Genomic DNA, 25,574 nt, shown 5'->3' with positions numbered 1-25,574 from the left:
TTGCTACCGTGCGGTCGGTTCAGGAACAAGAAACATGCAACGCATCGCGACACTGGACGATATTGCGCGCGGGCTGGATGCGCTTTGCGCAATCGATCCGCGCCTGGAAAAGGTGCGCGGCATGGCCGGCGAGGTGCCGCTGCGGCTGTCGGAGCCCGGCTTTCGAAGCCTGGCCTCCATTATCGTTTCGCAACAAGTATCCCGTGCGAGCGCCGATGCCATTTTCGGCCGGCTGGTGAAACTGGTCGATCCGCTAACGCCGCAGGCGATCCTTGCCGCCGGCGAGGACATGTTTCGCGAGGCTGGGCTGTCGCGGCCGAAGCAGCGCGGTCTGATCGCGGTTGCGCAGGCCGTGGTTGAGGGGCTCGACCTGCATCACCTCTGTTCGCTCGACGCCGAAGAGGCGATCGCGGCTATGATCGCGGTGCCGGGCATCGGCCCGTGGACGGCGGAAGTCTATCTCCTGTTTGCCGCCGGCCACCCCGATATTTTCCCCGCGCGCGACGTCGCGCTGCAGAGCGCGGTTGGCCACGCGCTCGGCATAGAGCCGCGTCCGCCGGAGAAAACGCTGATCGCTCTGGCCGAATCATGGAGCCCGTGGCGAGGCGTCGCATCGCGGCTTTTCTGGTCCTATTATCGCGAAACCAGGGGCCGGGACGCAGCACCTCCGGCCTGAAACCGTAAAAAAGCATGAAAATCCTGCATTTTTGCCGCTTTTGGCTGATGACAATCCGCTTCACATCCCTGTCATGTCGGGCTTACAGTATCCGCGCCGATCGGTTCTAGAACGAGGAGGTCAACAAGTGACGGTTGCCGTATCTCCGGATGGGCTTCCTGCGCTGGTGCTGAATGCGGATTACCGTCCGCTCAGCTATTACCCCTTGTCGCTCTGGTCCTGGCAGGACGCCATCAAGGCGGTGTTCCTCGACCGGGTCAACATCGTCGCCGAATACGAGCATGCGGTGTCTTCGCCGACCTTTTCGATGAAGCTGCCCAGCGTCGTCAGCCTGAAGGCCTATGTGAAGCCGTCGAGGCACCCGGCATTCACCCGCTTCAACGTGTTCCTGCGCGACCGCTTCCAGTGCCAGTATTGCGGCACGCCCGAGGATCTGACCTTCGACCACGTCATCCCGCGCCATCGCGGCGGGGCGACGACGTGGGAGAATGTCGTCGCCGCCTGTTCACCCTGCAATCTGAGGAAGGGCGGCATGATGCCGGCGCACGCCAAGATGTGGCCGCTGCAGAAGCCCTACCAGCCGACCGTGCACGACCTGCACAACAATGGCCGGCTGTTCCCGCCCAACCATCTGCATGAAAGCTGGATGGATTATCTCTACTGGGATGTGGAGTTGGAGCCGTAGGGATTGGCCCGATCGGCCTTGCCAGGGCAATCGCCGATGTCAGGTGCTGCCCCTCATCCGGCTGCGCCACCTTCTCCCCGTATTGTGACGGGGAGAAGGGAATTGGCTGCAAATCTGGCGCCCTTCTTTCAGCGTTCGGGATTGGCGAAACCATTGATGACTGCGTCTTTCTCCCCGTCACTACACGGGGAGAAATGCCCGGCAGGGCAATGAGGGGCGGTGCCAACATTTAGAGACTGGCCGCATGGCGCGACCTCGCACTTGGTTAATCGCGCGCCATTGCCCCGCGAAAGGCGACGGCGGCGAGGATGAAGCTGGCGATGGCGTTCCAGCCGGCCAGCGACAGGCCGAGGATGCGCAAAGCGGCCTTGTCGCAGGATGGCGGCACGAATTTGTCGAGCGCGTCGAGCACGCCCTTGCCGCCGGTATCGACCGGGCCGGCGCCGGCCGTGCAATCGGCCGGGCCCTGCCACCAGGCCCATTCGACGCCCGAATGATAGACGCCGAGATAGAGGCCATAGAGCATCAGCAGGCCGCCGACGGCAAGCAGGCCGCGCGTCAGCCATGCGGGCGCGCTAAGCATCGAGGCAATCACCGCCAGCAGCATCAGCGGGGCGCCGATATAATAGGGCGTGCGCTGTTCCAGGCAGAGATGGCAGGGGATGTAGCCGCCTATGTGCTGGAAGGCGAGCGCGGAGCCGACCGTGGCGGCCATGGCCACGGCGAGAAACAAAGCGGTGCGCGTCCGCTGGCGTCCGGTATCGGCTGTCATCGTGGCTGTCATGTTTCGTCCGTTTAATTCGCCGTCCGCGGCATAGTCCTGACCCACCGCCCGCCTTGGGCGGTCAGAAGGCGTATTTGACGACGATATAGAGCAAAATCAGGGCGGCGGCGCCGGCGCCGACGATCAATCCCAAACGCTTCTCGATGAACTCCTTGATCTCCTCGCCATAGCGGCGCAGCAGCCAGGCCAGAAGCAGGAAACGAGCGCCACGCGCCAGGATGGCGGAGACGATGAAGACGACAAGATTGACGTGGAGGGCGCCTGCCAGAATGGTGACCACCTTGATCGGCGGCAGGTGGGCGGCACCCGATGTGACGAGCAGCACCAGCATCAGCCCGGTGCCGGCCGACTGCCACCTCTCGAACGCGTCAAGGCCGCCAAAGTGCTCCAGCATCGGCCGTGCTATCGTGTCGTAGGCATAGTAACCGATCAGCCAGCCGGCAATGCCGCCCAGCACGGACGCGACAGTAGCGGTCAACGCGTAGCGATAGGCGCGTTCGGGCCGCGCCAACGCCATGGGCAGGTACAAGACGTCGGCAGGTATGAAAAACACCGAGCTTTCGACGAAGGCGATGAAGGCCAGCCACCATTCGGCGGATTTGCGGGCCGCCAGCGACAAGGTCCAGTCGTAAAGTCCGCGAAGCATCGGCTCTCCTGGATGCAGGTTGCCCAGACGCAACGCGCTTTGATGCGCGTCTGTCTAGAAAGATTTTCCGCGCCGCACAATGGCAGGAGCTTCACGAAACAGAAAGGCGGGCTTTTGCCGCAAGCAGGGCACGGCGGCGCATTTGGCCAGTTGACGAACACGCCTCCAACCGTATAGTCCGCGCCCATCCAGGCCTTTGGGCCTGAGCCCCTATGGCGGAATTGGTAGACGCGCTCGACTCAAAATCGAGTTCCGCAAGGAGTGCTGGTTCGATTCCGGCTAGGGGCACCATTTTTTATCTCACGCCAGTTCGCTTCGCTCACGGGCTCCGATGGGGCGGCCTGACCGGCCGACGGGCGGTCGCCCTTGCGAACCCTCCGGGTTCGAACAGTGCCTCGAACACAGAGCCAACCGCGGCTGCTGAGGATGACAGCGATAGCGCCAATCAGCGGCGGCCGGTAGCCCCGCTCTACGTGCTCTCAGGCCGCCGCACGGTGTTCTTCACGGGCAGCTTCCCACACTTCGCGGGCCGCGTCGGCGTTCATGACCGCGATCCCCAATCCCACCGCCAAATCGGGCCACGCGGAATGCCAGAGCAAGGCCGTGACCAACCCTGCGGCAACAATGGCGATGTTGGCCAAGGCGTCGTTGCGGGCCGACAGGAAGGCCGCCTTTGTGAGGCTGCCGCCACGATGCCGGTGCGCGGCCAGCATGTAGGCACAGGACAGGTTGACGGCGAGAGCGCCAAGTCCCGCCAAGGTCAAGGCGATAGGCTGCGGCGGCACCGGCACGTTGAACTTTTCCCAAGCCGTCCAGAGCGTTGCCAGACCCGGCATGAGGAGGATGAGCGCCAATGCCATCCCCACCCGCGCACGGGAGCGCACAGACCACCCAAGTGCGAGCAGGATAAGGAGGTTCACGGAAGCATCTTCAAGAAAGTCGATGCTGTCGGCGAACAGGGACACTGATCCAATGGCGAGCGCCACAGCGAACTCGATCCCGAAATAGGCAAGATTGAGAAGCGCGACGATGAGGACGATGCGGCGGAGGTTCATCTTCTGGCGGTATCCGAAACCAGTGTGTGGAGCTACAGCTTCGCGGTGTCCAAGGAAAGCCCCTGCTCGTTCCGGGCCGACGAGCGGTCGCCCTTTGCGACCTCTTGCGTTCGAGCGCGCCTCGAACGCGGACTTAGCGCATATTTCCCGTATGGCCTTGGGAATACCGCCCCGGCTGTGGCCACACCGTCAGGCCGTGCGGCTCTGAGCCAACCCGAAACTTGGTCACCGCGCCTGATGTCGTGTCGATCATGTAGGCGGCACTGTCGAAGCGGCCGGACAGCCATAGTTGTTTGCCGTCGGCGCTGACGTTGCCCATGTCGGGGCTGCCGCCGCCGGGGATCGGCCATTGCGTGACGACCGCGCGGGTAGCGAAGTCGATCACCGTCACGCTGCCCGGTCCCTTTGCCTGACCCTGCTCCATCTTGTGCGAGCCCCGGTTCGAGACATAGAGCCGCTTGCCGTCGCGGCTGACGACGAAGCCATGGGCGCCGATGCCGGTCGGGATGAAGCCGATTTCCTTGAAACTGTCGCCATCGACGAGGAACACGCCGTCATTCATCATGTCGGCGACGTAAAAAACCTTGCCGTCGGGTGAGAGGCGGATGTCCTGCGGCATGCCCATTTTCGAAAAGTCGAGATGGCCAAGCACCTTCTGGTTCTTCAGGTCGATCTTGGCCAGTCCGCCATTGCCGTATTCGCAGGTGAAAATCGCGTAGGCCCCGTCGACCGAGAATTCGGCGTGGTTGATGCCGGGGCAAGTGGGCGTCGGCAGGCTCGACATTAGCGCCATGGTGTGAGGATCGCGGAAATCGAGCCGCTCCAGGGCTTCGTCGACGACGATGGCCGCGCCCGGCATGAAATACAAATTGTAGGGATCGTCCACGGCGATCTGCGGGCCGGGCTTGCCGGTCATCGGGTCGATCGGCGTCAGGCTGCCGTTCTTGCCGGTGCCATTGTTGGCGACCCAGAGCGTCTTCAGGTCCCAGGACGGCACGACGTGCTGCGGTTTGCTGCCGACCGGGAACCTGTCGACTTCCTTGAGTGTCATGGTGTCGATCACCGTGACGCTGTTGGAGGAGCGGTTCGGCACATAGACGCGCGGCAGTGCACCCAGCGTGGCCGGGCTGAGATGGCCGGCGGCGGTGTGGCTGTAGATGTTGATGGACGGCGCGGGCTCGCTGCAATCCTCGGGGCAGCTATCGGCCCGGGCGCGGACAGGCAGCAGTGCAAGCAGCGAAAAGGCCGCACGGGGACCGGCGTGACGCAAAAAGGTTCTGATCATCAGGATGGCTTGTCGTGAAGGCCGGCCGAAATTGCCGCCGGAGCCATAGCTGGTGTCTTGCCGTTGATCCAGTGGCTATCGCCGTCCCAGCAAACTCTTCACGCGGTTGCGCAGCAGGCGGGCCATGTTGCGGGTCTCGCGGTAGAGATGCAACTGCGAGGCGGCCTGGCGGGTCAGCCGATCGGCATCCGGCGTCAGCCCGATCACCAGCGAGCCCATCGGCTTGCGCTCGCTCCACAGCCGGCTCATCACCGGGTGGTCGGGCACGGCGCAGGAATCGGTCATCATGATGTTGGGGTCGTCGAGATGCTGCCTGGTCACCTCGATCATCAGCAGCGTGCCCGGCGAAAAGGTCGCCATGGTCTCGTCATAGGCGGTCTTCCAGGTGTAGGCGACGCCGGCCTCGACGAAGACGACCAGGCAGGCGATCGTGCGGCCGTCCAGCGTCAGCGAATGGATGCGGCACATGTCGTGCTCGGCCAGCCGGTGCACGGCTTCGCGGGCAAAGGCGGCGCGGTAGCGGTCGATGGCCATGGCGGTGCGCTCGCGGCCCTTCCAGCCGGCCGCCTCCAGCGTCAGGAAACTTTCGATGGCGTGGCGGATTTCGTCCGGTCCCCGCGCCACGACATGCTCCAGCCTGCCGAGATCCTCCAGGCGCCGTTTCAGGCGGCGGAATTCGCGGTAGTGGTGCGCGCGCAGCGATGCTTTCAAATAGGCCTCGCCGTCGAGGGTGCTTTCGAGCACCGGCCGGTCCGCCTTGCCGGTGGTGACCATTGTCAGGCCGCGCGTCTCGGCAACGGTGGCCAGCACGCTGGCCAACGGGCCGTCGAGGCGCATGTCGGGCAGCACGAAGACCTTCGGCAACTTGAGATGCGGCCGCGACAGCATGCCGAAGAAATCCTCGACGACGCCGATCGGGTCGTCATGGTCGACCAGCGGCGTGCCGATCGGGCCGAACGGGCTCGACCAGGTGCGCATCACCGGAACGCCGAGCGGCACCGCCGGCCGTTCGACCGAGAACGGCACCAGCAGGCGCAGCCGGTTGCGGTATTCGTCGCCGTCGCGGATCACGGCCAGCTTGACCTCGCGATCTTCCAGCCGGGGCATGGCCGGCGCCAGAAAGCGCGGGTTGAAGAAGACGTTGGGCTCGATCGTGCGGGTGCACAGATAGTCGAGTTCCTCGACCAGTTCGAAGCCGGCCGAAGCCGGATAGATCGCCAGCTTGCGCAGCGGCCGGTTGTTGGCGAGGATCTCGAGATGCGCCGGATCGGCGTCGCGCGCCAGGCCGGCAAGGCCCGACACCATTGCGCCGGCCGGACCGCCGCTGGTTTCCTCGATCAGCGGGATGGCGGCCATCAGGCGGCTCCCTCGGCAGCGGGCACGAAGATCAGCATGACGATGCCGAGCTTGCGCCAGACGGTGAAGGACAGGGCGCTGGCCTCGAAGACCATGGCGAGGCTGGTGGCGATCGCCGCCCCCCACAGGCCGAAGAGCGGGATCAGCACCACGTTGAGGCCGATGTTGAAGGCCAGCGTCATGGCATAGACGGCGGCGCAGATGTTCTGGTTGCCGCTCATCGTCAACAGGCTTTCGCACGGGCCGACGGCGGCGCGCGCCACGACGCCGAACACCAGCAGGAACAGCAGCGGATAGCCGGCGGTGAATTCGGGGCCGAACAGCACCAGCATCGGTTCGCCGAGCGCCAGCACCAGCAGCGCCATCAGCAGCGACGGCCAGAACGTCCACGACACGGTCTCGCGGGCGAAGGCGGCGAGCTTTTCCGGCTCGCCATGGGTGAACTGCGCATAGCGCTGGGCAACGCCGGCCTTGACGGAGAAATAGACGAAATGCACCAGCGCCAGCGTCTTGACGGTGGCGAAATAGACGGCGACGTCGTTGGGCTGAAGATAGGCGCCGACCATCAGCACATCGGCGTTGGTGAGCAGGAAGAAGAAGCTTTCGACCAGGAAGATCGGCAGCGAGACGATGAACCACTCGCTGAAATGCACCTTCATCGGCCCGGCCGGGATATTCCTGCCCATGCGTGTGGTCACGCCGATGAGCTGGCCGAGCGTGGTGGCGTAGGTGGCGGCGATCGAAGCGAAGATCGCTGTCCTGGCTTCGGGCGCATAGCCCACTGCCAGCATCAGCGCCATCAGCGCCAGGATCAGCACCGGCCGCACCAGATAGGTCGGCGACAACGCAAACAACGCCCAGGAATTGGCGCGTGACTGGCCTTGCAGCAGATCGCCCATGGCGATCATCGGCAGGCAGAACAGGCCGAGGATGAAGGGCATGACATAGTAGCTCTCGATCCAGTTCGCGCACAGCCAGACGCCCAGTGCGCCAAGCCCGGCGATCGCGGTTGAGGCAATCAGCACGAACAGGCGGCTGGCGACCACGATGCCGCGCAGCTCGGCCATCATGTTGCGTTCGCGGTATTCGGGGATGAAGCGGATGACCGAGGTGTGGAAGCCGAGGCAGGCGAGGTTGCCGACGATGACCATCGTCACCCAGACGAGGACGAAGATGCCGTATTCGAACGAGCCCATCCAGCGCGCCATCAGCACCTGGCTGATGAAGGCGATGACGGCGCTGACGATGCGGATGGCAAAGGCGATCAGCGACATGCGACCGGCTTCGCCGCGTTCGTCGGCGGTGAACAGCACCGCATCGATGCGGCCAAGCAGAGGCCCCATGCGCAGCGCCAAGCGCTGCGGCAAGAACCGCCCGGCCGTCGTCGCCGCGGAAAAGCGCACCCCGATGTCTCTCCGTTTTCCGCCTCTTTTCAAGGTTTCGATGTATCCGAAACACCTTAAGAAAGGGTGGGCAGGTGCGGGTGCGCCGAGGGGCCAAGGACGGCCGCGTGTGCAAGGTGCGTCATCGTGTGCCGGGGCATAACAAAAGGCGAGCGAACGCCGGGGAAGACTGGGGAGCCGGTCGGCGTTTCGCTCGCCCCTCCCCCGCCAAGGGGGATGGCCAGGCACCGGATGTCCGGTGCCCGAGGTGTCACATGTGAGGCGTTACATCCCCTTCATGGCGTCGCACGACACGTTCGGGTTCATGTCGGCGAAGGCGCCCGTCGGGTTCTGTTTCCATGCCCAGACGTGCAGTTCGTAGAACGGGCCGAGGCCGTAGCGGTTGGGGGCGCTGTTGAAGTTGAACAGCTGGCCTTCGAGCGAGGCCGGGCCTTTCGAGGTGATGTATTCGACCGCGATCAGCTTCAGGCTGCCGTCGGCCGTCGGCTCGTACATCACCGCTTCGGGCTTGGCGACATCGACGGCATCGTCCTTGAGGTAGGCGCCGTTGACATAGTGGATGCCCATGGCGCCGCCGGTGATGCCGCTGGCGCAAGGGATCGGCGCGTAGCCTTCGGCGGTGGCGGTTGCCACATTCTCGAACCGGCTGTTGGCGGCGCGCACCTTTTCGGCCAGCGGATTGGCGTCGTGCGCCTGGGCGGCCGCACCCGCCGCGATCGAGATGGCGGCGAAAGCCGCGAAGCGTGTCGTCCAAAGAGTTATGGTCATGGTCTTCCGTCCGTTTGTTGACGCTTAAGGCGACGGCGGCCGATCAGGCTGCCCGAAACGCTGCGGCGTTGGTTTAGGATTTGGTTTGTCCGTCCCGGTTCATGCGATGCGGCTTCCGTTGCCGGGCTTTGGCCGCAACCCTTAAAAACCGTGCAAAATCAACGATCCCAAAAGTAATATTGCCAATATTCCTGCGGGACGTCCCGCTCCGAGAGCCCGATGTCGCGCCTCAGATAGTCGCCTTCCGGGGGCAAGCGCCGCCTTTCAGACAGATACGCAGGCAGCTTCGACGCGAACCGCCATAGACGGCCGAGCACGGAGATTGGCCGGCCGGTTTTTCCCAGGACAGGCCCGATTCCACCGAGCGGCAGGCCATCAGGCAGTTCGCCACGGCCGCGAAGGACAGTTTGATGCTCATCGTCGTGGCGACCGAACGCAGGATCAGAGGTAAAAGTAAGGGTCAAGAACCCGCACCTCCGTGATCTTGTCGACCGGCAGCGAGTTTTTCTGAGCGGTGCTGCGGATCGCTTCGGGCGTCGGCGCGTCGTAGATGCAGAAGCTGTGCTTCTTGTCGGGCGTGACGAAGGACTGGATCCAGGTGACGCCCTTTTCGGCATTGCGCATGACGACGCCGCCGACCGCAGTGGCGCCGATGTCGGTCATCGGAATGTTGAGGCCGTCCGGAAATGTGCGTTCAATCAGATAGCGAGGCATGGAAGACTTCCTTTTCCATTGGTTCACGCTCGATCGGAGCGCGGCTGGACGTTGACCACGCCGGCCCGGCCCGCGCATCGGAACGATTCCCCATATTGGACGGGACGATTCCCTATATTGGCGTCGTTCTTTGTGGAAAGAGGCACGGCAATGTGTGCAAAGTCACATTGCGTCGCTTTCTTCACGGGCTAATCGTGAGCGGCCCGCCATGGTGGGAAAACTCCGATCCTGTGAGACGATGACAATGATGCTTCTGGAACGGCAGACGCAGCTGCAGCAGCTCGAGACACTGCTTGGCGATGCAATAGGCGGCCATGGCCGAGTCGCGGTGCTGGCGGGGGAGGCCGGCGCCGGCAAGACGGCGATTGTCGAGGCGTTCGCGGCCCGTGTCGGGCAGAGCGCGGCAATGTTGCGCAGCGCTTGCGAGGATCTGTCGATCCCCGATCCGCTGGGGCCGCTTTACGATCTGGCCCGTGAGGCGCAATGGGCGCTGCCGCGCGCAATCGACGCCCGGCATGGGCAGAGACTGCCGCTGTTTTCCGATGCGCTCGACGCCTTTGCGGCCAAGGGACCGAGCCTGCTGGTGATCGAAGACCTGCACTGGGCCGATGATGCCACGCTCGATTTCGTGCGCTTCCTCGGCCGGCGTATCGTCAACACCCACATCCTGCTGTTGCTGACGGCCCGCACCGACCGCAGCGAAGGACAGATGCGGGTGCGCCGCGCCCTGGGCGAAATCCCGGCCGGCAGCGTGGCGCGCATCGACGTGCCGCTGCTCAGCGAGGCGGCCGTGCTGTCGCTCGCCGATGCGGCCGGCCGCGATGGCGACGCCATCTACCGGGCGACCGCAGGCAATGCCTTCTTCGTCACCGAATTGTTGTGCGCCGAAAACGAAATGGCGCTGCCGGCAAGCGTGCGCGACGCGGTGCTGGCGCGGGCCGAGCGGCTGTCGGTTGGCGCCCGGGCCATGCTCGACGCGGTGTCGGTGTTTCCGCGCCGCGCCGACGCCTGGGCCTTGCAAGGCCTGTGCGGCGTCGCCAGCGCCGGCCAGTTGGCCGAGTGTGTCGCCAACGGCCTGCTTGACGATCTGGGCGACGGCTACGCCTTCCGCCACGACATCGCGCGACGCGCCATCGAAATGATGCTGACGACGTCGCACAGGCGGCAGTTCAACCAGCGTGCGCTGGCGGCACTGCTCGAAAATGGCGACGTCTCCACAGGCCGCCTGGTGCATCATGCGGTCGAGGCGCACAATCTGGCGGCGGTGCGCGAACTTGCGCCAATCGCCGCGCGCGAGGCGTCGCGCGTCGGCGCCCATCGCGATGCCGCCGGCTATTACGAGATCGCCTTGCAGCAGGCCGACAGCCTGCCGGTGATCGAGCGCGCCGCGCTCTACGAAAGTCATGCCTTCGAGTGCCATCTCATCGGCAAGATCGATGATGCGCTTGCAGCGCAGGGACAGGCGCGCCGGTTGCATCAGGCAGACGGCAACAGGCTGAAGGAGGGCGACAGCCTGAGATGGCTCTCCCGGCTGAGCGAAATGGGCGATGACCGCGAGGCGGCGGCCGCCTTCGGCGCCGAGGCTGTGGCGATGCTGGAAGCGGCTCCCGCCGGTCCCGAACTCGCCATGGCCTATTCGAACCTTTCGCATCTGGCGATGCTTTCGGAGAGGGTGGAAGACACGCTGTTCTATGGCGAGAAGGCAGCGGCGCTGGCTGCGCGCATGAACCGTCCCGACATCGCGTCGCATGCCCTCAACAATGTCGGCTGCGTCGAGCAGTGGCTCAATCCGGATGCCGGACGCCTGCGCCTCGACGAAAGCCTTGAAATTGCGCTCCAAGGCAATTTCCAGGAACATGCCGCGCGCGCCTTCACCAACCGCGCCTGTTTCGAGATCACCCAGATGAGCTACGACGCGGCACGTCCGGTGCTCGAGAGCGGCATCCACTATTGCACCGAGAACGACCTCGGCACCTGGCGCGACTATCTCAGGGGCATGCTGGCCGATGTGCAACTGCGTCAGGGCCAATGGGATGAGGCCGCCGCGACGGCAAGCGATGTCATCGACAATGAGCGGACAACCACCGTGGGCCGGTTTCCGGCGCTGCTGGCACTGGCGAAACTGCGCCTGAGGCGCGGCGATCCCTCGGCCGAGCCGCTGTTCGCCGAAATGGCGCGCCTGGTCGGAAGCGGCGGCGACCTGCAGATGCTGAGCTCTTACGCGGCGCTGATGGCGGAGCAGGCATGGCTGGGCCTGGCCGACAGGCAAGAGGCGTTGGCGCTGATCACCCGCGCGGAAGCGCCGGTGCGCTCGCGTGCCCATGTCGGGGAGCTGGCTTTGTGGCGAACATTGCTCTCTCCCGATATGCCGGCCGGCGACACCGCCGACATGGCGACACCATACCGGCTGCTTCTAACCGGCGACTGGCGTTCGGCTTCGGCACTCTGGGCCGAATTGAATGCGCCATACGAGCGCGGACTGGCGCTCATCCTCGGCGACGACGAGGGGCAGCGGCTGGCATTGGATATTTTTGACGGCCTGGGGGCAAGGCCGGCAGCCCAGCGCCTGCGCGATATCATGCGCAAGAACGGCGTTGGCGGCATCGCCCGCGGCCCGCGCCGCTCGACGCGCGCCAACCTCGCCGGCCTCACCTTGCGCCAGATGCAGGTGCTGCAGCTGATCGAACGCGGCCTCTCCAACAAGCGGATCGCCGAGCAATTAACGATTTCGCCAAAGACGGTCGATCACCATGTCTCGGCGGTGCTGGGCAAGCTGGATGCGGTGTCGCGCGGCGAGGCGACAGCGACCGCGCGCGATTCGGGGTTGTTGTGAGGTTTTGACGAGGGTTGGACCGAGAGGTCGCGATCCTTCGCACCCCCCTCTGTCCTGCCGGACATCTCCCCCTCAAGGGGGGAGATTGGCTGTGATCAAGGCTTTCGCCAATTGTCGAAGTTGAAAAGGAAGTGGGGCCCGCAACTGCGTGATCTCCCCCCTTGAGGGGGAGATGGCCGGCAGGCCAGAGGGGGGTGCTGTCCCGCCGACCTAATGATCAAGCAAACGCGCCGTGGCAGTGCTTGTATTTCTTGCCGGAGCCGCAGGGGCAGGCTTCGTTGCGGCCGATCTTGCCCCAGGTCGCCTGGTTGTTCGGATCGCGGTCTTCGGGAGCGACGATGGCGTTGCTCTCCTGGCGGACCAGAAGTGCGGTCTCGCCACCCTCGAAATCGTCCTCGCCCGTGGTGCCGTCAATGTGGCTGCCGAACATTTCAGGCGCTTCGGGCGGCGGCGCTTCGGCGGCCTGGCGGACCAGTTCGACGCGCATCAATTGCGCGGTGACGGCCTGGCGCAGATTGCCGAGCAGCGCCTGGAACAGCTCGAACGCCTCGCTCTTGTATTCCTGCAGCGGGTCGCGCTGGGCGTAGCCGCGGAAGCCGACGACCGAACGCAGATGGTCGAGGTTGACGATGTGCTCGCGCCACAGATGATCGAGCGTCTGCAACACCACCGAGCGTTCGACATAGCTCATCACGTCTGGGCCGAAGCGCTCGGCGCGCTCCTTGGCGGCGGCGTCGGCGGCCTTGGTCAGGCGCTCGCGGATGTCGTCCTCGGCAATGCCTTCTTCCTTGACCCAGTCCTCGACCGGCAGGTCGAGATTGAGGAATTCGGCGACCTCGGCCTTGAGGCCGGCGACGTTCCACTGCTCGGCATAGGCGTTTTCGGGGATGTTCTTGGTGACGATCTCCTCGATGACGCCTTCGCGCATCTCGGCGATCGTCTCGGACAGGCCTTCGCCGTCCATCAATTCGATGCGCTGCTCGAACACCACCTTGCGCTGGTCGTTCGAGACGTCGTCGTATTTCAACAGGTTCTTGCGGATGTCGAAGTTGCGCGCTTCGACCTTCTTCTGCGCCTTTTCCAGCGCCTTGTTGATCCACGGATGGATGATGGCCTCGTCTTCCTTGAGGCCAAGCTTCTGCAGCATGCCGTCCATGCGCTCGGAGCCGAAGATGCGCATCAGATCGTCCTGCAGCGACAGGAAGAATTTCGAACGGCCGGGGTCGCCCTGGCGGCCGGAGCGGCCGCGGAGCTGGTTGTCGATGCGGCGCGATTCATGGCGCTCGGTGGCGAGCACGTAGAGGCCGCCGGCGGCCAGCGCCTTTTCCTTCAGGCGCTCGACATCGGCAATGATTTCCTTTTCGCGCGCCTCTCGCTCGGGACCAGCAGGCATGTCGCCCAGTTCGTCCTCGATGCGCATCTCGGCGTTGCCGCCGAGCTTGATGTCGGTGCCGCGTCCCGCCATGTTGGTGGCGATGGTGATGGCGCCGGGCTTGCCGGCCTGGGCGACGATGGCCGCTTCGCGCTCGTGATGGCGGGCGTTCAGCACTTCGAAATCCTTGAACCCTTCCTTGCGCAGGCGCTCGGCCAACTGCTCGGATTTCTCGATCGAGGTGGTGCCGACCAGCGTCGGCTGGCCCTTGGCGCGCGCTTCCTTGATCTCCTTGACGATCGCCTTGTACTTCTCCTCGACCGTCCGGTAGACCTCGTCGTCCTCGTCCTTGCGGATGACCGGCAGATTGGTCGGGATCTCGGTGACTTCGAGGCCGTAAATGTTGCCGAACTCCTCGGCCTCGGTCAGCGCCGTGCCGGTCATGCCGGACAGCTTCTTGTAGAGGCGGAAATAGTTCTGGAAGGTGACGGAGGCCAGCGTCTGGTTTTCCGGCTGGATCGCCACATGCTCCTTGGCTTCGAGCGCCTGGTGCAGGCCTTCCGAATAGCGGCGTCCCGGCATCATGCGGCCGGTGAATTCGTCGATGATGACGATCTCGTCGTTGCGGACGATGTAGTCCTTGTCCTTCTGGAACAGCCGGTGCGCCTTCAGCGCGTTGTTGACGTGGTGGACGATGGCGACGTTCTCGACGTCATAGAGCGACTCGCCCTTGAGCAGGCCGGCCGCGCGCAGCAGGTTTTCCAGCTTCTCGGTGCCTTCCTCGGTGAAGATCGAGGTCTTCTGCTTCTCGTCGATCTCGTAGTCGGCTGGGCCGAGCTGCAGCATGAAGGCATCGATGGTGTTGTACATTTCCGAACGGTCTTCGAGCGGACCGGAAATGATCAGCGGCGTGCGCGCCTCGTCGACCAGGATGGAATCGACTTCGTCGACGATCGCGTAATTGTGGCCGCGCTGCACCATCTGCGCGCGCTCATACTTCATGTTGTCGCGCAAATAGTCGAAGCCGAGCTCGTTGTTGGTGGCATAGGTAACATCGGACGCGTAGGCGACGCGGCGCTCCTCGTCGGACAGGCCATGGACGATGACGCCGACCGAGAGGCCGAGGAATTTGTAGACGCGGCCCATCCATTCGGAGTCGCGGGTGGCGAGATAGTCGTTGACGGTGACGACATGGACGCCCTTGCCGGCAAGCGCGTTGAGATAAACGGGCAGGGTGGCGACCAGGGTCTTGCCCTCGCCGGTACGCATTTCGGCGATGCCGCCATTGTGCAGCACCATGCCGCCGATCAGCTGCACGTCGAACGGGCGCATGCCGAGCACGCGGCGGGATGCCTCGCGGACGGTGGCGAAGGCCGGCACCAGCAGGTCATCGAGCGTGGCGCCGTTGGCGATATCCTGGCGGAATTTTTCCGTGCGGGCCTGAAGCTCGGCGTCGGACAGCGCCCGCATCTCGTTTTCCATGGCGTTGATCGCCTCGACACGCGGCCGGGTCGATTTTACGCGACGATCGTTGGAGGAACCGAAAACCTTACGGGCGAGACCGCCGAGACTGACCATCCGATGGTCCTTTCGATAGAATTCTCAATTTTGAGATGAGCGCCGGCCGGCCCCATCAATTCCGCGTGAAACGCGGACAAACACAAAAAGCGCCCGGAAAACGGTTCTGGACGCAAAGTCGTTGGACAGATAAGAGGGGGCTCAACTGATGTCAACGCCGCGTTAGCCCTATGGGCAGCGCCAAATTCCGCCACAATCCGGCTGATCTGCAAGCCTACCAATCCCCCCTTGGAGTTAATCTTGATGTCCTTACTGTTTCGCCGTGCGTCGCTCGCCAGCCTTGGCTTGGCTTTCGGCCTGTCGGTCCTGTCGCTGTCTCCGCTGATGGCCCAGGAAGCCGCTCCCGCCCCGGCCGATGCCGCAGCAGCGCCGGCGGCAGCCCCCGTCGATCCGAACGCCGTTATCGCTACCGTCAATGGCCAGAAGCTGACCGAGGCGGACCTTGGGCTTGCCGAGGGCGAGCTGTCGCAGCAGTTCTCGCAGTTGCCACCCGAGCAGCGCCGCGCCGCCGCCCTTTCGGCGGCCATCGAAATCCGCGTCATGGCCGCCCAGGCGGTCGCTACTGGGCTCGACAAGGATCCCGAATTCCAGCGCCGCATGGCGTTCCTGCAGCAGCGCGCGCTGCATGGCGAGATGGTCGAGAAGGGCGTCGTCGACAAGGTTACCGATGCCGAGGTGCGCGCCCGCTACGATCAGGAAATCGCCAGCACGCCGCCGGTCAATGAGATTCATGCCCGTCACATCCTCGTGAAGACGAAGGAAGAGGCCGAGGCGATTATCAAGCAGCTCGATGGCGGTGCCGACTTCCAGAAGCTCGCCAACGAGCATACCAGCGATCCCTCGGGCAAAACCAATGGCGGCGATCTCGGCTGGTTCGGCCCGGGGCAGATGGTGCCGGAATTCGACAAGGCGGCAGTTGCGCTCGAAATCGGCAAATACACCAAGGAGCCGGTGCAAACGCAATTCGGCTGGCATGTCATCAAGCTCGAGGACAGGCGCACCAAACAGCCGCCGGCCTTCGACGACGTCAAGGACCAGGCCAAGCAGGCGGTGATCCGCGACAAGTATTTCGCACTGGTCAAGCAGCTGCGCGGCGCCGCAAAGGTTGAAATCCCCGACGCCAATCTGAAGAAGGCCGTCGACACGATGGAAGCCGGCAAGTAAGGCCGGCACCGAAAACATGCAAAGGGCGCCGTTCGGCGCCCTTTTCAATTGCGGGAGATGCCTGACATCACATAGCGGACAGTGGCAAGGATTGTCGCCTCATCTTCGTCCAGCCGGTTGGTCAAAAGGTGTTTCCAGGCATAGGAAGCGATGAGGTCGGCGACCAGCGCTGCGTCGATATCGGCCGCAACCTCGCCGCGCGCTTTGGCGCGCTCGATGATCCGAGCGGTGTGGGACACGCGCCCATCGGCATAGCCAGTCAGGGCCGCGGCCGCCGCTTCGTCCGACTGGGCCTCGGCGATCAGCGAGCGGAATACGCTGCCCGAGGATGTGTCGCGCCAATGCGCGAAGAGGTTCCTCAGGAAACCGACGAGGTCGTCTTCGAGACTGCCGGTATCGGGGACGTCGACACGCTTTTGCCGCTTGTAGACCTCTAACAGCAAGGCGGCCTTGCTCGGCCACCAGCGATAGATCGTGGGTTTGCCGGCGCGCGCCCGCCGCGCCACGGCCTCTATGGAGAAGCCGGCATAGCCGGCCTCGACCAGCACCGCCTCCGCGGCCTCGAGAATGGCCTCGGCGCTGTCTGGGTTGCGCCGCGCCCCGATCGATCTGCGCGCCGGATCCTCGCCCATGTCTGTCCTCGCCAACAATCTCGCCGGCAATCCTGGCCAACAATCTCGCCGGCAATATAGGTGAGCTGGCAGGCAAACGAAACGGCCCGTTTCCAGCGCTTGTAGAAGCAGGCCTCACATTCGCCCTGCGCGGGGATTTTCAGTTCATCGCTTGCGAGGTTTCCGAGGCGATCCGCCACTGGCCGTCGCTCTTCACCAGCCCAAGCGTGACGCGTGCCTTGCCGGTCATGCGCGCCGCCGATTTGTCTTTCGGCATATAGTCGTAGCTCATCGCGAACACGGCTTCGGCGCGGTTCTCGCCCTGCGGCGTCACCTCGAGGCTGCCGGGCTCGAGACTGAACGACCAGGATGCAAATTGCGCGAACCAGCCCGTCTTGAGCTTGACGACGGCGTCGCTGTCATAGCGCGTGCCGAAGATGGTGGCGGAAGGCGCATAGAGCCGCTTGACGGTCTCGCCGATCGCCGCGGCATCGGGCGCAAGATAGTCGTCGCGCAGGAATTTCTCGATTGCGGTCTTGTCGTCGCCTACAGACCGTTCGAGTGCCGCAACCTTTGTTTCGGGCGCCGGGGGGACGGCGGGCTTCGGCTGTGCAACCGTTTCGCCGCCGGGCACAAACTCAAACCGTTCGAGCAGCGAACCCTGTTCCCATGGGCGCTGTCCCTCGCGGGTTTCGGAGACCACGTCGCGGCGCACCGCGATCATCATGTCGTTGATGCTCTGGCCGGGCTCGGCCATGTGTCGCAGCAGGGCGGCGGCGAACGGCGAATTGCGCCCGGTGCCGTCCATGGCGACAGCGCCTGGCGCCGTCGAGAAGGCGATGAAGGAGCCGCGCGTCGAATCGAACTGCGCCAGACCGGCAAGCGCCGTTGCCGAGCGCGTGGTGGCGGTGCGGCTCAGGCTGCGGGCAAAGGGATTGTTGCGGCAGGCGTCAAGGAAAACCAGGCTGACCTTGGTCTGCTGCTCCATGATGTCGAGGACTTCGTCGATCGGCACGGCTTCGAGCTGCAGCTTGACCGGCATGTCGAGCCGGGCGTCGACCGGCACGATGTAGTTGCGCCCTTCCACCTGCAAGCCGTGGCCGGCGTAATAGAAAAGCCCGACGCCCGCACCTTCCAGCGCATCGGAAAATTCGCCGATCTTGCGCTCGAGTTCGCGCTTGCCGAGATCGTTGCCCTCGATGACGTCGAAGCCGATCGAGCGCAGCTTGCCGGCAATATCGAGCGCATCGTTGACCGGATTGGTGAGCGTGCCGGCTTCGGCATAGGTGCCATTGCCGATGACCAGCGCCACGCGCCGTTCCGGCTGCGCATCGGCGCTCAGGAGCAAAAGCCCCATAAACGCCACCGCCAAGATCACCAGCCTGCCCATGGCCGATATCATAACGCCAGAGGCCCCGCCGACGCCAACGGATTTGAAATGCAAGCTTAATCCCTGGTGGCTTGCCCACAGCGGCGGCCAAGAAAACGCCCTTGCGCCGGGCCGTGCTATCGGGCAAACCGGCCTTCGCCTAGCGTTTTTCCGTCGCCCGAGGTCCCCAATGTACGCAACGATTTCGCCGCTCGCGCCGAAGAAATATCCCGAAATGCCTGCCATTGAGGGCGTGCGCATCGCCACCGCAGAGGCCGGGATCAAGTACAAGAACCGTACCGACCTCTTGGCCATAGTCTTCGATGCCGGCACAGCGGTTGCCGGCGTGTTCACGAAGTCGAAATGCCCCTCGGCGCCGGTCGACTTCTGCCGCGAGAACCTTGGCGCCGGCAAGGCGCGGGTGCTTGTGGTCAATTCCGGCAACGCCAACGCCTTCACCGGCAAGAAGGGCCGCGCCTCCACCCAACTGACCGGCGAGGCCGCGGCCAAGGCCGCAGGCTGCACGCCAGGTGAAGTGTTCCTCGCTTCTACCGGGGTAATCGGCGAGCCGCTCGACACCACCAAATTCAGCCATTTGCTGGCCGGACTGGTCAAGGACGGCAAGCCGGATCTGTGGACCGAGGCGGCAAAGGCCATCATGACCACCGACACCTATCCGAAAGTGGCGACAGCGACGGTCAAGCTTGGCGACACCGACGTCATCATCAATGGCATCTCCAAGGGCGCCGGCATGATCGCGCCCGATATGGCGACTATGCTGTCCTTCATCGCCACCGATGCGCCGATCGCCGCCCCCGTGCTGCAGGCCTTGTTGTCGCGCGGCACGGCCAAGACCTTCAACGCCGTCACCGTCGACAGCGACACCTCGACCAGCGACACGCTGCTGTTGTTCGCCACCGGAGCCGCTGCCAAGCGCGGCGCGCCCGCCATCAGCGATCCCAAGGATGCGCGTCTCGGCGCGTTCCGCCGGGCGCTGGGCAAGGTGCTCAAATCGCTGGCGCTGCAAGTGGTGCGCGACGGCGAGGGCGCCCGCAAGCAGGTCGAAGTCACCGTTACCGGCGCCAAATCGGCGCGCTCGGCCAAGCGCATCGCGCTGTCCATCGCCAATTCGCCGCTGGTCAAGACGGCGGTTGCCGGCGAGGACGCCAATTGGGGCCGCGTCGTCATGGCCGTCGGCAAGGCCGGCGAGCCGGCCGATCGCGACCGGCTGTCGATCTGGTTCGGCGACAACCGTCTGGCGCATGAGGGCGAACGCGACCCGGGCTACTCCGAGGAAGCGATCTCGGCCTATATGAAGCGCGACGACATTCGCATCCGCGCCGATATCGGTATCGGCCGCGGCAAGGCGACGGTGTGGACCTGCGACCTCACCAAGGAATATGTCGCCATCAATGGCGATTACCGGAGCTGATGGAGTTGGCTTCCAGGCATCCGGCAAGCATGCTCGCCATCGTGCGCCGCTACGAGGCTGCGGGGTTTCGCGCCTGGCCGGCGGCGGCCGTGCATTATGACGGCACCTGGGTGGTGCGGCTGACAGCCGGCCATCCGGCCAAGCGGCTGAACTCGGTCAACCCGCTCGATCCCGGCGACACCCAGCACATTGCCGAGCGCATCGGCCGCGCCAGCCGGCGCTTCGACGCCTATGGCAGGCCGCTGACCTTCCGCATCTCGCCGCTGTCGGGGCCGGACCTGGCCAAGCATCTCGACAATGAGGGCTGGAGCACATTCGACGAATCCCTGGTGATGCGGCTGCCGCTGGCGGACGCGCAACTGGCGCCGGCCATGGACCAGATTCCGCTGAAGGATATCAGCCGCTTTCTCGGCGCGTCGCTCAAGGTCAGCGGCTCGGATGCATCGCTGCGGCCGGGTCTTTCGGAAATCATCGGCGCTATCCAACCCGAAGTCGGGCTGTTTGCGCTGGAGGAAGGGGCCGACCCTCTGGCGGTGCTGATCTGCGTCCATGACGGCGATCTTGCCGGTCTGTTCGAGATCGCCACCGCCAAGTCGGCGCGCAATCAGGGCCATGGCCGCAACCTGATCCTGTCGGCGCTGAAGTGGGCGAGGCTGCGTGGCGCTCGCGAAGCCTGGCTGCAGGTCGAGGCCGGCAATGCGCCGGCGCTGGCGCTCTATCGCTCGCTGGGCTTCGACGAAGTCTATCGCTACCACTATCGCCGGCCGCCGGGCGCATGAGCGAGATCACCGGCAAACGCCTGCTGCTGGTCGCCGCGTGCGCGCTGGTCGATACCGATGGCCGCGTGCTTCTGGCGCAGCGGCCCGAGGGCAAACAGCTTGCCGGCCTGTGGGAATTTCCCGGCGGCAAGGTAGAGCCAGGCGAGACGCCGGAACAATGCCTGATCCGCGAACTGCAGGAAGAAATCGGCATCGAGACTGACATTCCTTGCCTGGCGCCGCTCACCTTCGCCAGCCATTCCTATGATGATTTCCATCTCCTGATGCCCCTGTTCGTCTGCCGCCGCTTCCGCGGCATCGCGCAGCCCAGGGAAGGGCAGGCGTTGAAATGGGTGCGGCCAAAGCAGATGCGCGACTATCCCATGCCGCCGGCCGACGCGCCGCTGATCCAGTTCCTCATCGACCTGTTGTGATACAAAGCCATTTCGCGGTCTGATCTAGCCAGCGTTAATGGAAGATTTATCTCGTCGTGAAAAATTGCGGCAAAGCGGGTTCGCGGGGAGCGATTGCATGAGCCTCGACAGGGAATGGGACTCGATCCGGCCAGATCGCAGCTTTCGCGCCGCCGGCGTCGGCTTATTGCGCGTCACGCTGTTGTTCGGCTCGGCCGCAGTGGCGCTGGCGCTGATCGCGGTCCCCGTGCTGGACAACCAGACGCGATCATCCAGCCGCGATGCTCTTGCAGGCGGTCTCGACCCGATGAGCACGGGTTCGATCGGCTCGCGGGCCACCTATACGCTGCGCAGAAGCGTGCTGCAGCCCTCACCGAGCTCAGTCTGCATCATCCGCGCCGACGGCCAACGCAGCGGCGACTGCTGACCAACAAGGTCGACACCAGCTTGAGAACTTCCTCAACGCAGGCCCATTTCACAGCCTGTTAAGCTTGTGCCGTTAACCTTTCTTAACAGGTCGGCGATATGGTCGGGGATGAGAGGGATCGACGATCATGAAGCCATTGCTGCGCCGATTTTTGCAGGACGAAACAGGCGCCACGGCCATTGAATATGGCCTGATCGTTGCGGTGCTGTCGCTTGCCATCGTCGGGGGTGTCGGCAAGGCCAGCAATGCGATCCAGTTTCTGTTCAGCGACAACAACAGCAGGCTCGCAAACGCCTTCGCCGAGCACTGATCCGGAGCGCCGTCACCGCCCGCCGGGGTTTTCCAGTATCGTCTTCAGCGAGACCTTCGCCGAACCCGGTTTCAAGGGCTTTTGCTGCGAGGCATCGGGCGCCCAGCCCGACATCCAGACGATGGAAAAGCTTGCCCTGATGCGGCCATCAGCGTCCGAAAAGCGTTCGGCATAGATTTCGGCGGCACGGGTAAAAAGCTTTCGCGCTCCCGGTCGCCGGCTGCGATCAGTCAGCGCGCTGGTTTCGCCCATCGCCCTGAGATCGGCAATGAGGTCGAAGAGGGTATCGTAGCGGACGGTCACCGTTTCGACGTCGACCACCGGCAGCGCCAGTCCGGCGCGCTGCAGCAGTGCGCCGGCGTCGCGAACATCGGTGAAGGGGATGACACGCGGGCTGGCGCCGCCATAGAGTTCGGTCTCGGCGGCGAGCAGGCTTTCGCGCAATTCGGAAAGCGTGCCGGCGCCGGCAAAGGCGCCGAGGAAAAGCCCGTCGGGCCGCAGAGCGCGGCGGATCTGCACCAGCATGCCGGGAATGTCGTTCATCGCCTGCAACGACAGAAGTGAAACGACGAGGTCGAGGCTTTCCGGCTGGAACGGCACTGTTTCCAGCGGTGCTATCAGCCCTGGCCGGCCGTCCAGAAACGCTGGATCTGCCTCGACGCGCACGATCTCCGCTGCCTTGCCGCTTGCAGCGACCACGTCCGTTGCGTCCGGCGTCTGGCAAAACAGCACCGCGGCCTTGCCGAATTTCCGCTCGACCGCGCCGAGCCGGTCGGCAAGGTCTTCCGCCGCCCGCCGCATCAGAAAATCCGCGCCGGCTACGGGGTGGGCCAGCGCCCTGCGCTTGCGCACCAGCCAAAGTTCAGTATCGATGATCGGCTGCAACGGTAGACATCCCTGTTTGTCCGTCTAGTGATATCCTGGCGCGGACGACAAAACCCACGTGGCCGATCCGGTGATGGAGATCAAGAGCCTCGCTCAAACCATGTTGAAACTGGCCATGTTGGACTGGCCGGCGCGGATGCTGTTCCCGCCGGTCTGTGCCGGCTGTCGCAGGCACGTCTCGCAACCCGGTGTTTTGTGCGGTGCCTGCTGGCCGAAACTCAGGCTGCTGGAGCGGCCATGGTGCGCGGTGATGGGCACGCCATTCACGCACGATATGGGCGAGGGATTCCTGTCGGCCGAGGCGATCGCCGATACGCCGCCGTTCGAGCGGGCGCGGGCGGCCGTGGCCTATTCAGGTGTCGCCCGCCAGATGGTGCAAGGTCTGAAATACCAGGATCGCACCGATCTGGCGCCGTGGATGGCGCGCTGGATGCTGCGCGCCGGCGCTGAGGTAATTGCAGACGCCGATGTCGTCGTACCGGTGCCGCTGCACTGGCGGCGCTTCTTTCGGCGGCAGTTCAACCAGTCGGCGGAGTTGGCAAGGGCGGTTGCGCAGCTTAGCGGGCTGCCTTTCTCGCCCTCGGCGGTCCGGCGCGTCAAGCTCACGCGCCAGCAGGTCGGGCTGGAGCGGCAGGAGCGCGAGGACAATGTGCGCGCCGCCTTCCGTGTGCCTGCGGAAGCCGAAATCGAGATCACTGGGCGCCGCGTGCTTCTGGTCGACGATGTCTACACCACCGGCGCTACCGTGCGCTCGGTCGCCAGGGCGCTGAAGAAGGGCGGCGCCGGAGCGGTCGATGTGCTGACCTTTGCGCGTGTCCTGCCGGGGGACTTTCGGGCCGACGAGTCCGCGACTATATAAGGTCGAGGAAAGGCACGGACCGATGCTCGATGTGACGATCTACACCCGTATGATGTGCGGCTATTGCGCAGCGGCCAAGCGGTTGCTCGACCGCAAGGGCGTCGCCTACACCGAGCATGACGCTTCGTTTTCGCCGGAATTGCGCCAGGAAATGATTTCGCGGGCGCATGGCCGCTCGACCTTTCCGCAGATTTTCATCGGCGACACGCATGTCGGCGGCTCCGACGACCTCCACGAGTTGGAGGCACGGGGGCAGCTGGATAGGCTGCTTGCCAACGGCTCGACGACAAAGAGCGGTTCGTAGCGCCGCTCTATGTCTTTGTTTTTACGCAATTCCGGACGGAAAACCGTTACACACTTTTCCTGGAATTGCTCAAAGAGGACGTGACGATGGGTATTTTCAAGGCGGCGGCGATCCAGATGCGTTCGGGCGAGAGCCCCGAGCGCAACGCGGTCGATCTCGAACGGCTGGTGCGCGAAGCGGCAGGCCTCGGTGCAACCTACATCCAGACCCCGGAAATGACCGGTGCGCTGATCCGCGACAAGGAAGCCAGGGCTGCTTCCTTCACCTCGGAAGACAAGGACATCGTCGTGGCGGCCGCGCGCAAGCTCGCCAGCGAACTCGGCGTCTTCCTGCACATCGGCTCGACCGCCATCCTGCGCACCGACGGCAAGCTCGCCAACCGGGCGCTGCTGTTTGGGCCGGACGGCGCCACCCTTGCCACCTACGACAAGATCCACATGTTCGATGTCGACCTCGACAATGGCGAGAGCTGGCGCGAATCCGCCGCCTATGAGCCGGGCACCGAGGCTGTCGTCACCGAGATCGACGGCGCTAGGCTCGGCTTTGCCGTCTGCTACGATCTACGCTTTCCACAGCTGTTCCGCGCCGAGGCGATGGCCGGCGCCGACCTCTTGTCGGTGCCTGCCGCCTTCACCCGCCAGACCGGCGAGGCGCACTGGCATGTGCTGCTGCGAGCCCGTGCCATCGAGAACGGCGCCTATGTGGTTGCTGCAGCACAAGGTGGCCTGCATGAGGATGGCCGCGAAACCTATGGCCATTCGCTGATCGTCGACCCATGGGGTCGAATTCTCGCCGAGGCCGACCATGACGATCCGGAGGTGATCATCGCCGAGATCGACACGGCGCAGTCGTGGGCCGCGCGTAAGAAAATCCCCAACCTTAGGAATGCGCGCGATTTTGCCGTCAATGCCGGCGCAGTGGAAGCGCCGCGGCTCAGGGGCGCGGCTTCGTGATCCGCTTTGCCCTGATCTGCGAGCACGAGCACGAATTCGAGGGCTGGTTTCGCAGCAATGACGATTTCGACACGCAGAAGAAGCGCGGCTTCGTCGATTGCCCGAGCTGCGGCTCGCACAAGGTGCAAAAGGCGCTGATGGCGCCAGCCGTCTCCACCGCGCGGAAGCAGGAAACAATTGCGCTGGCCATGGGCGAAACCCAGAAGCAGGCTTTGGCGCAACTGAAGGCGATGGCCGAGAAGGTGCGCGAGAATGCCGACTATGTCGGCGACAAGTTTGCCGAAGAAGCGCGCAAGATCCATTTCGGCGAGAGCGATGCGCGCGGCATCTATGGCGAGGCGACGTTGGACGAAGCCAAGAGCTTGGCCGAGGATGGCATCGATTTCATGCCGATCCCGAGTTTTCCCGAGGAGCGCAATTGAGCGATCAGCTGGCGCTATCGATCAATTTGCCAAGCAACTGAGCCAGTGCCCCCCGCTCCGTGCCGGTGAGCCCGGCGAGGATTTCATGCTCGTTGGCGACGTGGGCGGTCAGGGCTTCGTCGATCAAGGCCAGACCTTTTTCGGTCAGTTGCACGACAATGCCACGCCGGTCGTTGGGGTGCGGGCCGCGCAGGATCAGTCCGGCCTTCTCAAGCCGGTCGAGCCGGTTGGTCATGGCGCCGGAGGTCACCATCGTCGCCTCGTAGAGAGCGGTCGGTGTCAGCGCGTAAGGCTGGCCGGAGCGGCGCAGCGTCGCCAGCACATCGAATTCGCCGGCCTGCAGTCCGAAACGGGCAAACAGCGGGGCGAGGCGCTCGCGGGCGATTAGCGAAGAGGCTTCGTTCAGCCGCCCAAGCACCAGCATCGGCGACACCTCCAGGTCCGGCCGTTCCCGCTTCCATTGCTCCACCGCCTTTGCCGCGCGATCCATCTGTCTCACCGCTAAGTATCTT

At 64.3% G+C, this 25,574-nt stretch carries 27 protein-coding genes and 1 tRNA gene; 14 read left to right on the top strand and 14 right to left on the bottom strand.

Going from position 1 to position 25,574, the window contains the following annotated elements; translation table 11 throughout:
• The first annotated feature begins 34 nt into the window (after positions 1–34).
• The gene (locus NKJ88_RS08795) at positions 35–676 is read left to right on the top strand and encodes a DNA-3-methyladenine glycosylase family protein (RefSeq protein ID WP_023685318.1); all 642 of its coding nucleotides are present in this window, start codon (positions 35–37) and stop codon (positions 674–676) included.
• A 127-nt stretch (positions 677–803) separates the two neighbouring features.
• Complete coding sequence (locus NKJ88_RS08790; RefSeq protein WP_008874122.1) at positions 804–1,361, top strand: HNH endonuclease; 558 nt, start codon at positions 804–806, stop codon at positions 1,359–1,361.
• 265 nt (positions 1,362–1,626) lie between these two features.
• Here NKJ88_RS08790 and NKJ88_RS08785 read toward each other — a convergent pair whose 3' ends face one another.
• Together NKJ88_RS08785 and NKJ88_RS08780 are read right to left on the bottom strand one after the other, a co-directional pair.
• Positions 1,627–2,145 (bottom strand): disulfide bond formation protein B, encoded by a 519-nt coding sequence (locus NKJ88_RS08785; RefSeq protein ID WP_023737462.1) that lies wholly within the window; start codon positions 2,143–2,145, stop codon positions 1,627–1,629.
• A gap of 61 nt (positions 2,146–2,206) precedes the next feature.
• Positions 2,207–2,791 (bottom strand): YqaA family protein, encoded by a 585-nt coding sequence (locus NKJ88_RS08780; protein ID WP_023685316.1) that lies wholly within the window; start codon positions 2,789–2,791, stop codon positions 2,207–2,209.
• Positions 2,792–2,997: 206 nt separating this feature from the next.
• Here NKJ88_RS08780 and NKJ88_RS08775 point away from each other — a divergent pair.
• Positions 2,998–3,082: transfer RNA gene (locus NKJ88_RS08775), tRNA-Leu, on the top strand.
• Between the two features lie 188 nt (positions 3,083–3,270).
• Here the strand turns inward: NKJ88_RS08775 and NKJ88_RS08770 are convergent.
• The 7 genes from NKJ88_RS08770 to NKJ88_RS08740 all read right to left on the bottom strand — a co-directional run bounded on the left by NKJ88_RS08770 (position 3,271) and on the right by NKJ88_RS08740 (position 9,372).
• Complete coding sequence (locus NKJ88_RS08770) at positions 3,271–3,846, bottom strand: cation efflux transmembrane domain-containing protein (protein ID WP_352443941.1); 576 nt, start codon at positions 3,844–3,846, stop codon at positions 3,271–3,273.
• Between the two features lie 133 nt (positions 3,847–3,979).
• Positions 3,980–5,131 (bottom strand): YncE family protein, encoded by a 1,152-nt coding sequence (locus NKJ88_RS08765; RefSeq protein WP_027050715.1) that lies wholly within the window; start codon positions 5,129–5,131, stop codon positions 3,980–3,982.
• Between the two features lie 75 nt (positions 5,132–5,206).
• A complete protein-coding gene (locus NKJ88_RS08760; RefSeq protein WP_352443940.1) occupies positions 5,207–6,487 on the bottom strand; it encodes a GNAT family N-acetyltransferase in 1,281 nt (426 codons plus the stop codon).
• Complete coding sequence (locus NKJ88_RS08755) at positions 6,487–7,890, bottom strand: lipopolysaccharide biosynthesis protein (protein ID WP_352443939.1); 1,404 nt, start codon at positions 7,888–7,890, stop codon at positions 6,487–6,489. Before NKJ88_RS08755 ends, NKJ88_RS08760 begins: the two co-directional genes overlap by 1 nt.
• A gap of 264 nt (positions 7,891–8,154) precedes the next feature.
• The gene (locus tag NKJ88_RS08750) at positions 8,155–8,658 is read right to left on the bottom strand and encodes a hypothetical protein (protein WP_023744028.1); all 504 of its coding nucleotides are present in this window, start codon (positions 8,656–8,658) and stop codon (positions 8,155–8,157) included.
• Between the two features lie 158 nt (positions 8,659–8,816).
• Positions 8,817–9,122 carry a hypothetical protein gene (locus tag NKJ88_RS08745; RefSeq protein ID WP_084624964.1) on the bottom strand — a complete coding sequence of 102 codons (306 nt, stop codon included), beginning with the start codon at positions 9,120–9,122 and terminating at the stop codon, positions 8,817–8,819.
• Positions 9,100–9,372: a DUF4242 domain-containing protein gene (locus tag NKJ88_RS08740; RefSeq protein ID WP_023685308.1), complete on the bottom strand. Its 273-nt coding sequence runs from the start codon at positions 9,370–9,372 to the stop codon at positions 9,100–9,102. The genes NKJ88_RS08745 and NKJ88_RS08740 overlap by 23 nt, the downstream gene beginning before the upstream one ends.
• 244 nt (positions 9,373–9,616) lie before the next feature.
• Here NKJ88_RS08740 and NKJ88_RS08735 point away from each other — a divergent pair, with 244 nt between their 5' ends.
• Positions 9,617–12,205 (top strand): helix-turn-helix transcriptional regulator, encoded by a 2,589-nt coding sequence (locus NKJ88_RS08735; protein ID WP_352443938.1) that lies wholly within the window; start codon positions 9,617–9,619, stop codon positions 12,203–12,205.
• Between the two features lie 217 nt (positions 12,206–12,422).
• Here NKJ88_RS08735 and secA read toward each other — a convergent pair whose 3' ends face one another.
• Positions 12,423–15,155 (bottom strand): preprotein translocase subunit SecA, encoded by a 2,733-nt coding sequence (secA, locus tag NKJ88_RS08730; protein WP_023672992.1) that lies wholly within the window; start codon positions 15,153–15,155, stop codon positions 12,423–12,425.
• 243 nt (positions 15,156–15,398) lie between these two features.
• Here secA and NKJ88_RS08725 point away from each other — a divergent pair, with 243 nt between their 5' ends.
• Complete coding sequence (locus NKJ88_RS08725) at positions 15,399–16,319, top strand: peptidylprolyl isomerase (RefSeq protein ID WP_352443937.1); 921 nt, start codon at positions 15,399–15,401, stop codon at positions 16,317–16,319.
• Between the two features lie 44 nt (positions 16,320–16,363).
• Here NKJ88_RS08725 and NKJ88_RS08720 read toward each other — a convergent pair whose 3' ends face one another.
• Positions 16,364–16,951 carry a TetR/AcrR family transcriptional regulator gene (locus tag NKJ88_RS08720; protein ID WP_023714960.1) on the bottom strand — a complete coding sequence of 196 codons (588 nt, stop codon included), beginning with the start codon at positions 16,949–16,951 and terminating at the stop codon, positions 16,364–16,366.
• 139 nt (positions 16,952–17,090) lie between these two features.
• Positions 17,091–18,320: a caspase family protein gene (locus tag NKJ88_RS08715; RefSeq protein ID WP_352443936.1), complete on the bottom strand. Its 1,230-nt coding sequence runs from the start codon at positions 18,318–18,320 to the stop codon at positions 17,091–17,093.
• A 169-nt stretch (positions 18,321–18,489) separates the two neighbouring features.
• On the opposite strand from NKJ88_RS08715, the gene argJ reads away from it, so the two are divergent.
• The 5 genes from argJ to NKJ88_RS08690 all read left to right on the top strand — a co-directional run bounded on the left by argJ (position 18,490) and on the right by NKJ88_RS08690 (position 21,639).
• Entirely contained in the window at positions 18,490–19,731 is a 1,242-nt protein-coding gene (gene argJ, locus NKJ88_RS08710; protein ID WP_352443935.1) for a bifunctional glutamate N-acetyltransferase/amino-acid acetyltransferase ArgJ, read from the top strand.
• A gap of 29 nt (positions 19,732–19,760) precedes the next feature.
• On the top strand, positions 19,761–20,510 hold the full coding sequence (locus tag NKJ88_RS08705) for a GNAT family N-acetyltransferase (RefSeq protein WP_023713717.1): 750 nt from the start codon (positions 19,761–19,763) through the stop codon (positions 20,508–20,510).
• The gene (gene mutT, locus NKJ88_RS08700; RefSeq protein WP_023685791.1) at positions 20,507–20,923 is read left to right on the top strand and encodes an 8-oxo-dGTP diphosphatase MutT; all 417 of its coding nucleotides are present in this window, start codon (positions 20,507–20,509) and stop codon (positions 20,921–20,923) included. Before NKJ88_RS08705 ends, mutT begins: the two co-directional genes overlap by 4 nt.
• 97 nt (positions 20,924–21,020) lie before the next feature.
• Positions 21,021–21,329 carry a hypothetical protein gene (locus NKJ88_RS08695; protein WP_023694000.1) on the top strand — a complete coding sequence of 103 codons (309 nt, stop codon included), beginning with the start codon at positions 21,021–21,023 and terminating at the stop codon, positions 21,327–21,329.
• Between the two features lie 127 nt (positions 21,330–21,456).
• A complete protein-coding gene (locus NKJ88_RS08690) occupies positions 21,457–21,639 on the top strand; it encodes a Flp family type IVb pilin (RefSeq protein WP_023672984.1) in 183 nt (60 codons plus the stop codon).
• A 12-nt stretch (positions 21,640–21,651) separates the two neighbouring features.
• On the opposite strand, the gene NKJ88_RS08685 is transcribed toward NKJ88_RS08690, so the two are convergent.
• Positions 21,652–22,524: a methyltransferase domain-containing protein gene (locus NKJ88_RS08685; RefSeq protein WP_352443933.1), complete on the bottom strand. Its 873-nt coding sequence runs from the start codon at positions 22,522–22,524 to the stop codon at positions 21,652–21,654.
• Between the two features lie 73 nt (positions 22,525–22,597).
• On the opposite strand from NKJ88_RS08685, the gene NKJ88_RS08680 reads away from it, so the two are divergent.
• The 4 genes from NKJ88_RS08680 to NKJ88_RS08665 all read left to right on the top strand — a co-directional run bounded on the left by NKJ88_RS08680 (position 22,598) and on the right by NKJ88_RS08665 (position 25,062).
• Complete coding sequence (locus NKJ88_RS08680) at positions 22,598–23,383, top strand: ComF family protein (RefSeq protein ID WP_502904742.1); 786 nt, start codon at positions 22,598–22,600, stop codon at positions 23,381–23,383.
• A gap of 22 nt (positions 23,384–23,405) precedes the next feature.
• Entirely contained in the window at positions 23,406–23,687 is a 282-nt protein-coding gene (grxC, locus tag NKJ88_RS08675) for a glutaredoxin 3 (protein ID WP_023672982.1), read from the top strand.
• 86 nt (positions 23,688–23,773) lie between these two features.
• On the top strand, positions 23,774–24,640 hold the full coding sequence (locus NKJ88_RS08670) for a carbon-nitrogen hydrolase family protein (RefSeq protein ID WP_352443931.1): 867 nt from the start codon (positions 23,774–23,776) through the stop codon (positions 24,638–24,640).
• Positions 24,637–25,062: a DUF1178 family protein gene (locus NKJ88_RS08665; RefSeq protein ID WP_023672980.1), complete on the top strand. Its 426-nt coding sequence runs from the start codon at positions 24,637–24,639 to the stop codon at positions 25,060–25,062. Before NKJ88_RS08670 ends, NKJ88_RS08665 begins: the two co-directional genes overlap by 4 nt.
• A gap of 4 nt (positions 25,063–25,066) precedes the next feature.
• Here the strand turns inward: NKJ88_RS08665 and NKJ88_RS08660 are convergent, their stop codons facing one another.
• Positions 25,067–25,552, bottom strand: a complete 486-nt coding sequence (locus tag NKJ88_RS08660) for a MarR family winged helix-turn-helix transcriptional regulator (protein ID WP_023672979.1) — start codon at positions 25,550–25,552, stop codon at positions 25,067–25,069.
• Positions 25,553–25,574 lie beyond the last annotated feature (22 nt).

This window comes from Mesorhizobium sp. M0016 (assembly GCF_040324035.1).
GTDB lineage: Bacteria > Pseudomonadota > Alphaproteobacteria > Rhizobiales > Rhizobiaceae > Mesorhizobium.
The sequence above is the reverse complement of the archived record's forward strand: the minus strand, read 5'-3'. Positions and strand labels throughout refer to the sequence as shown.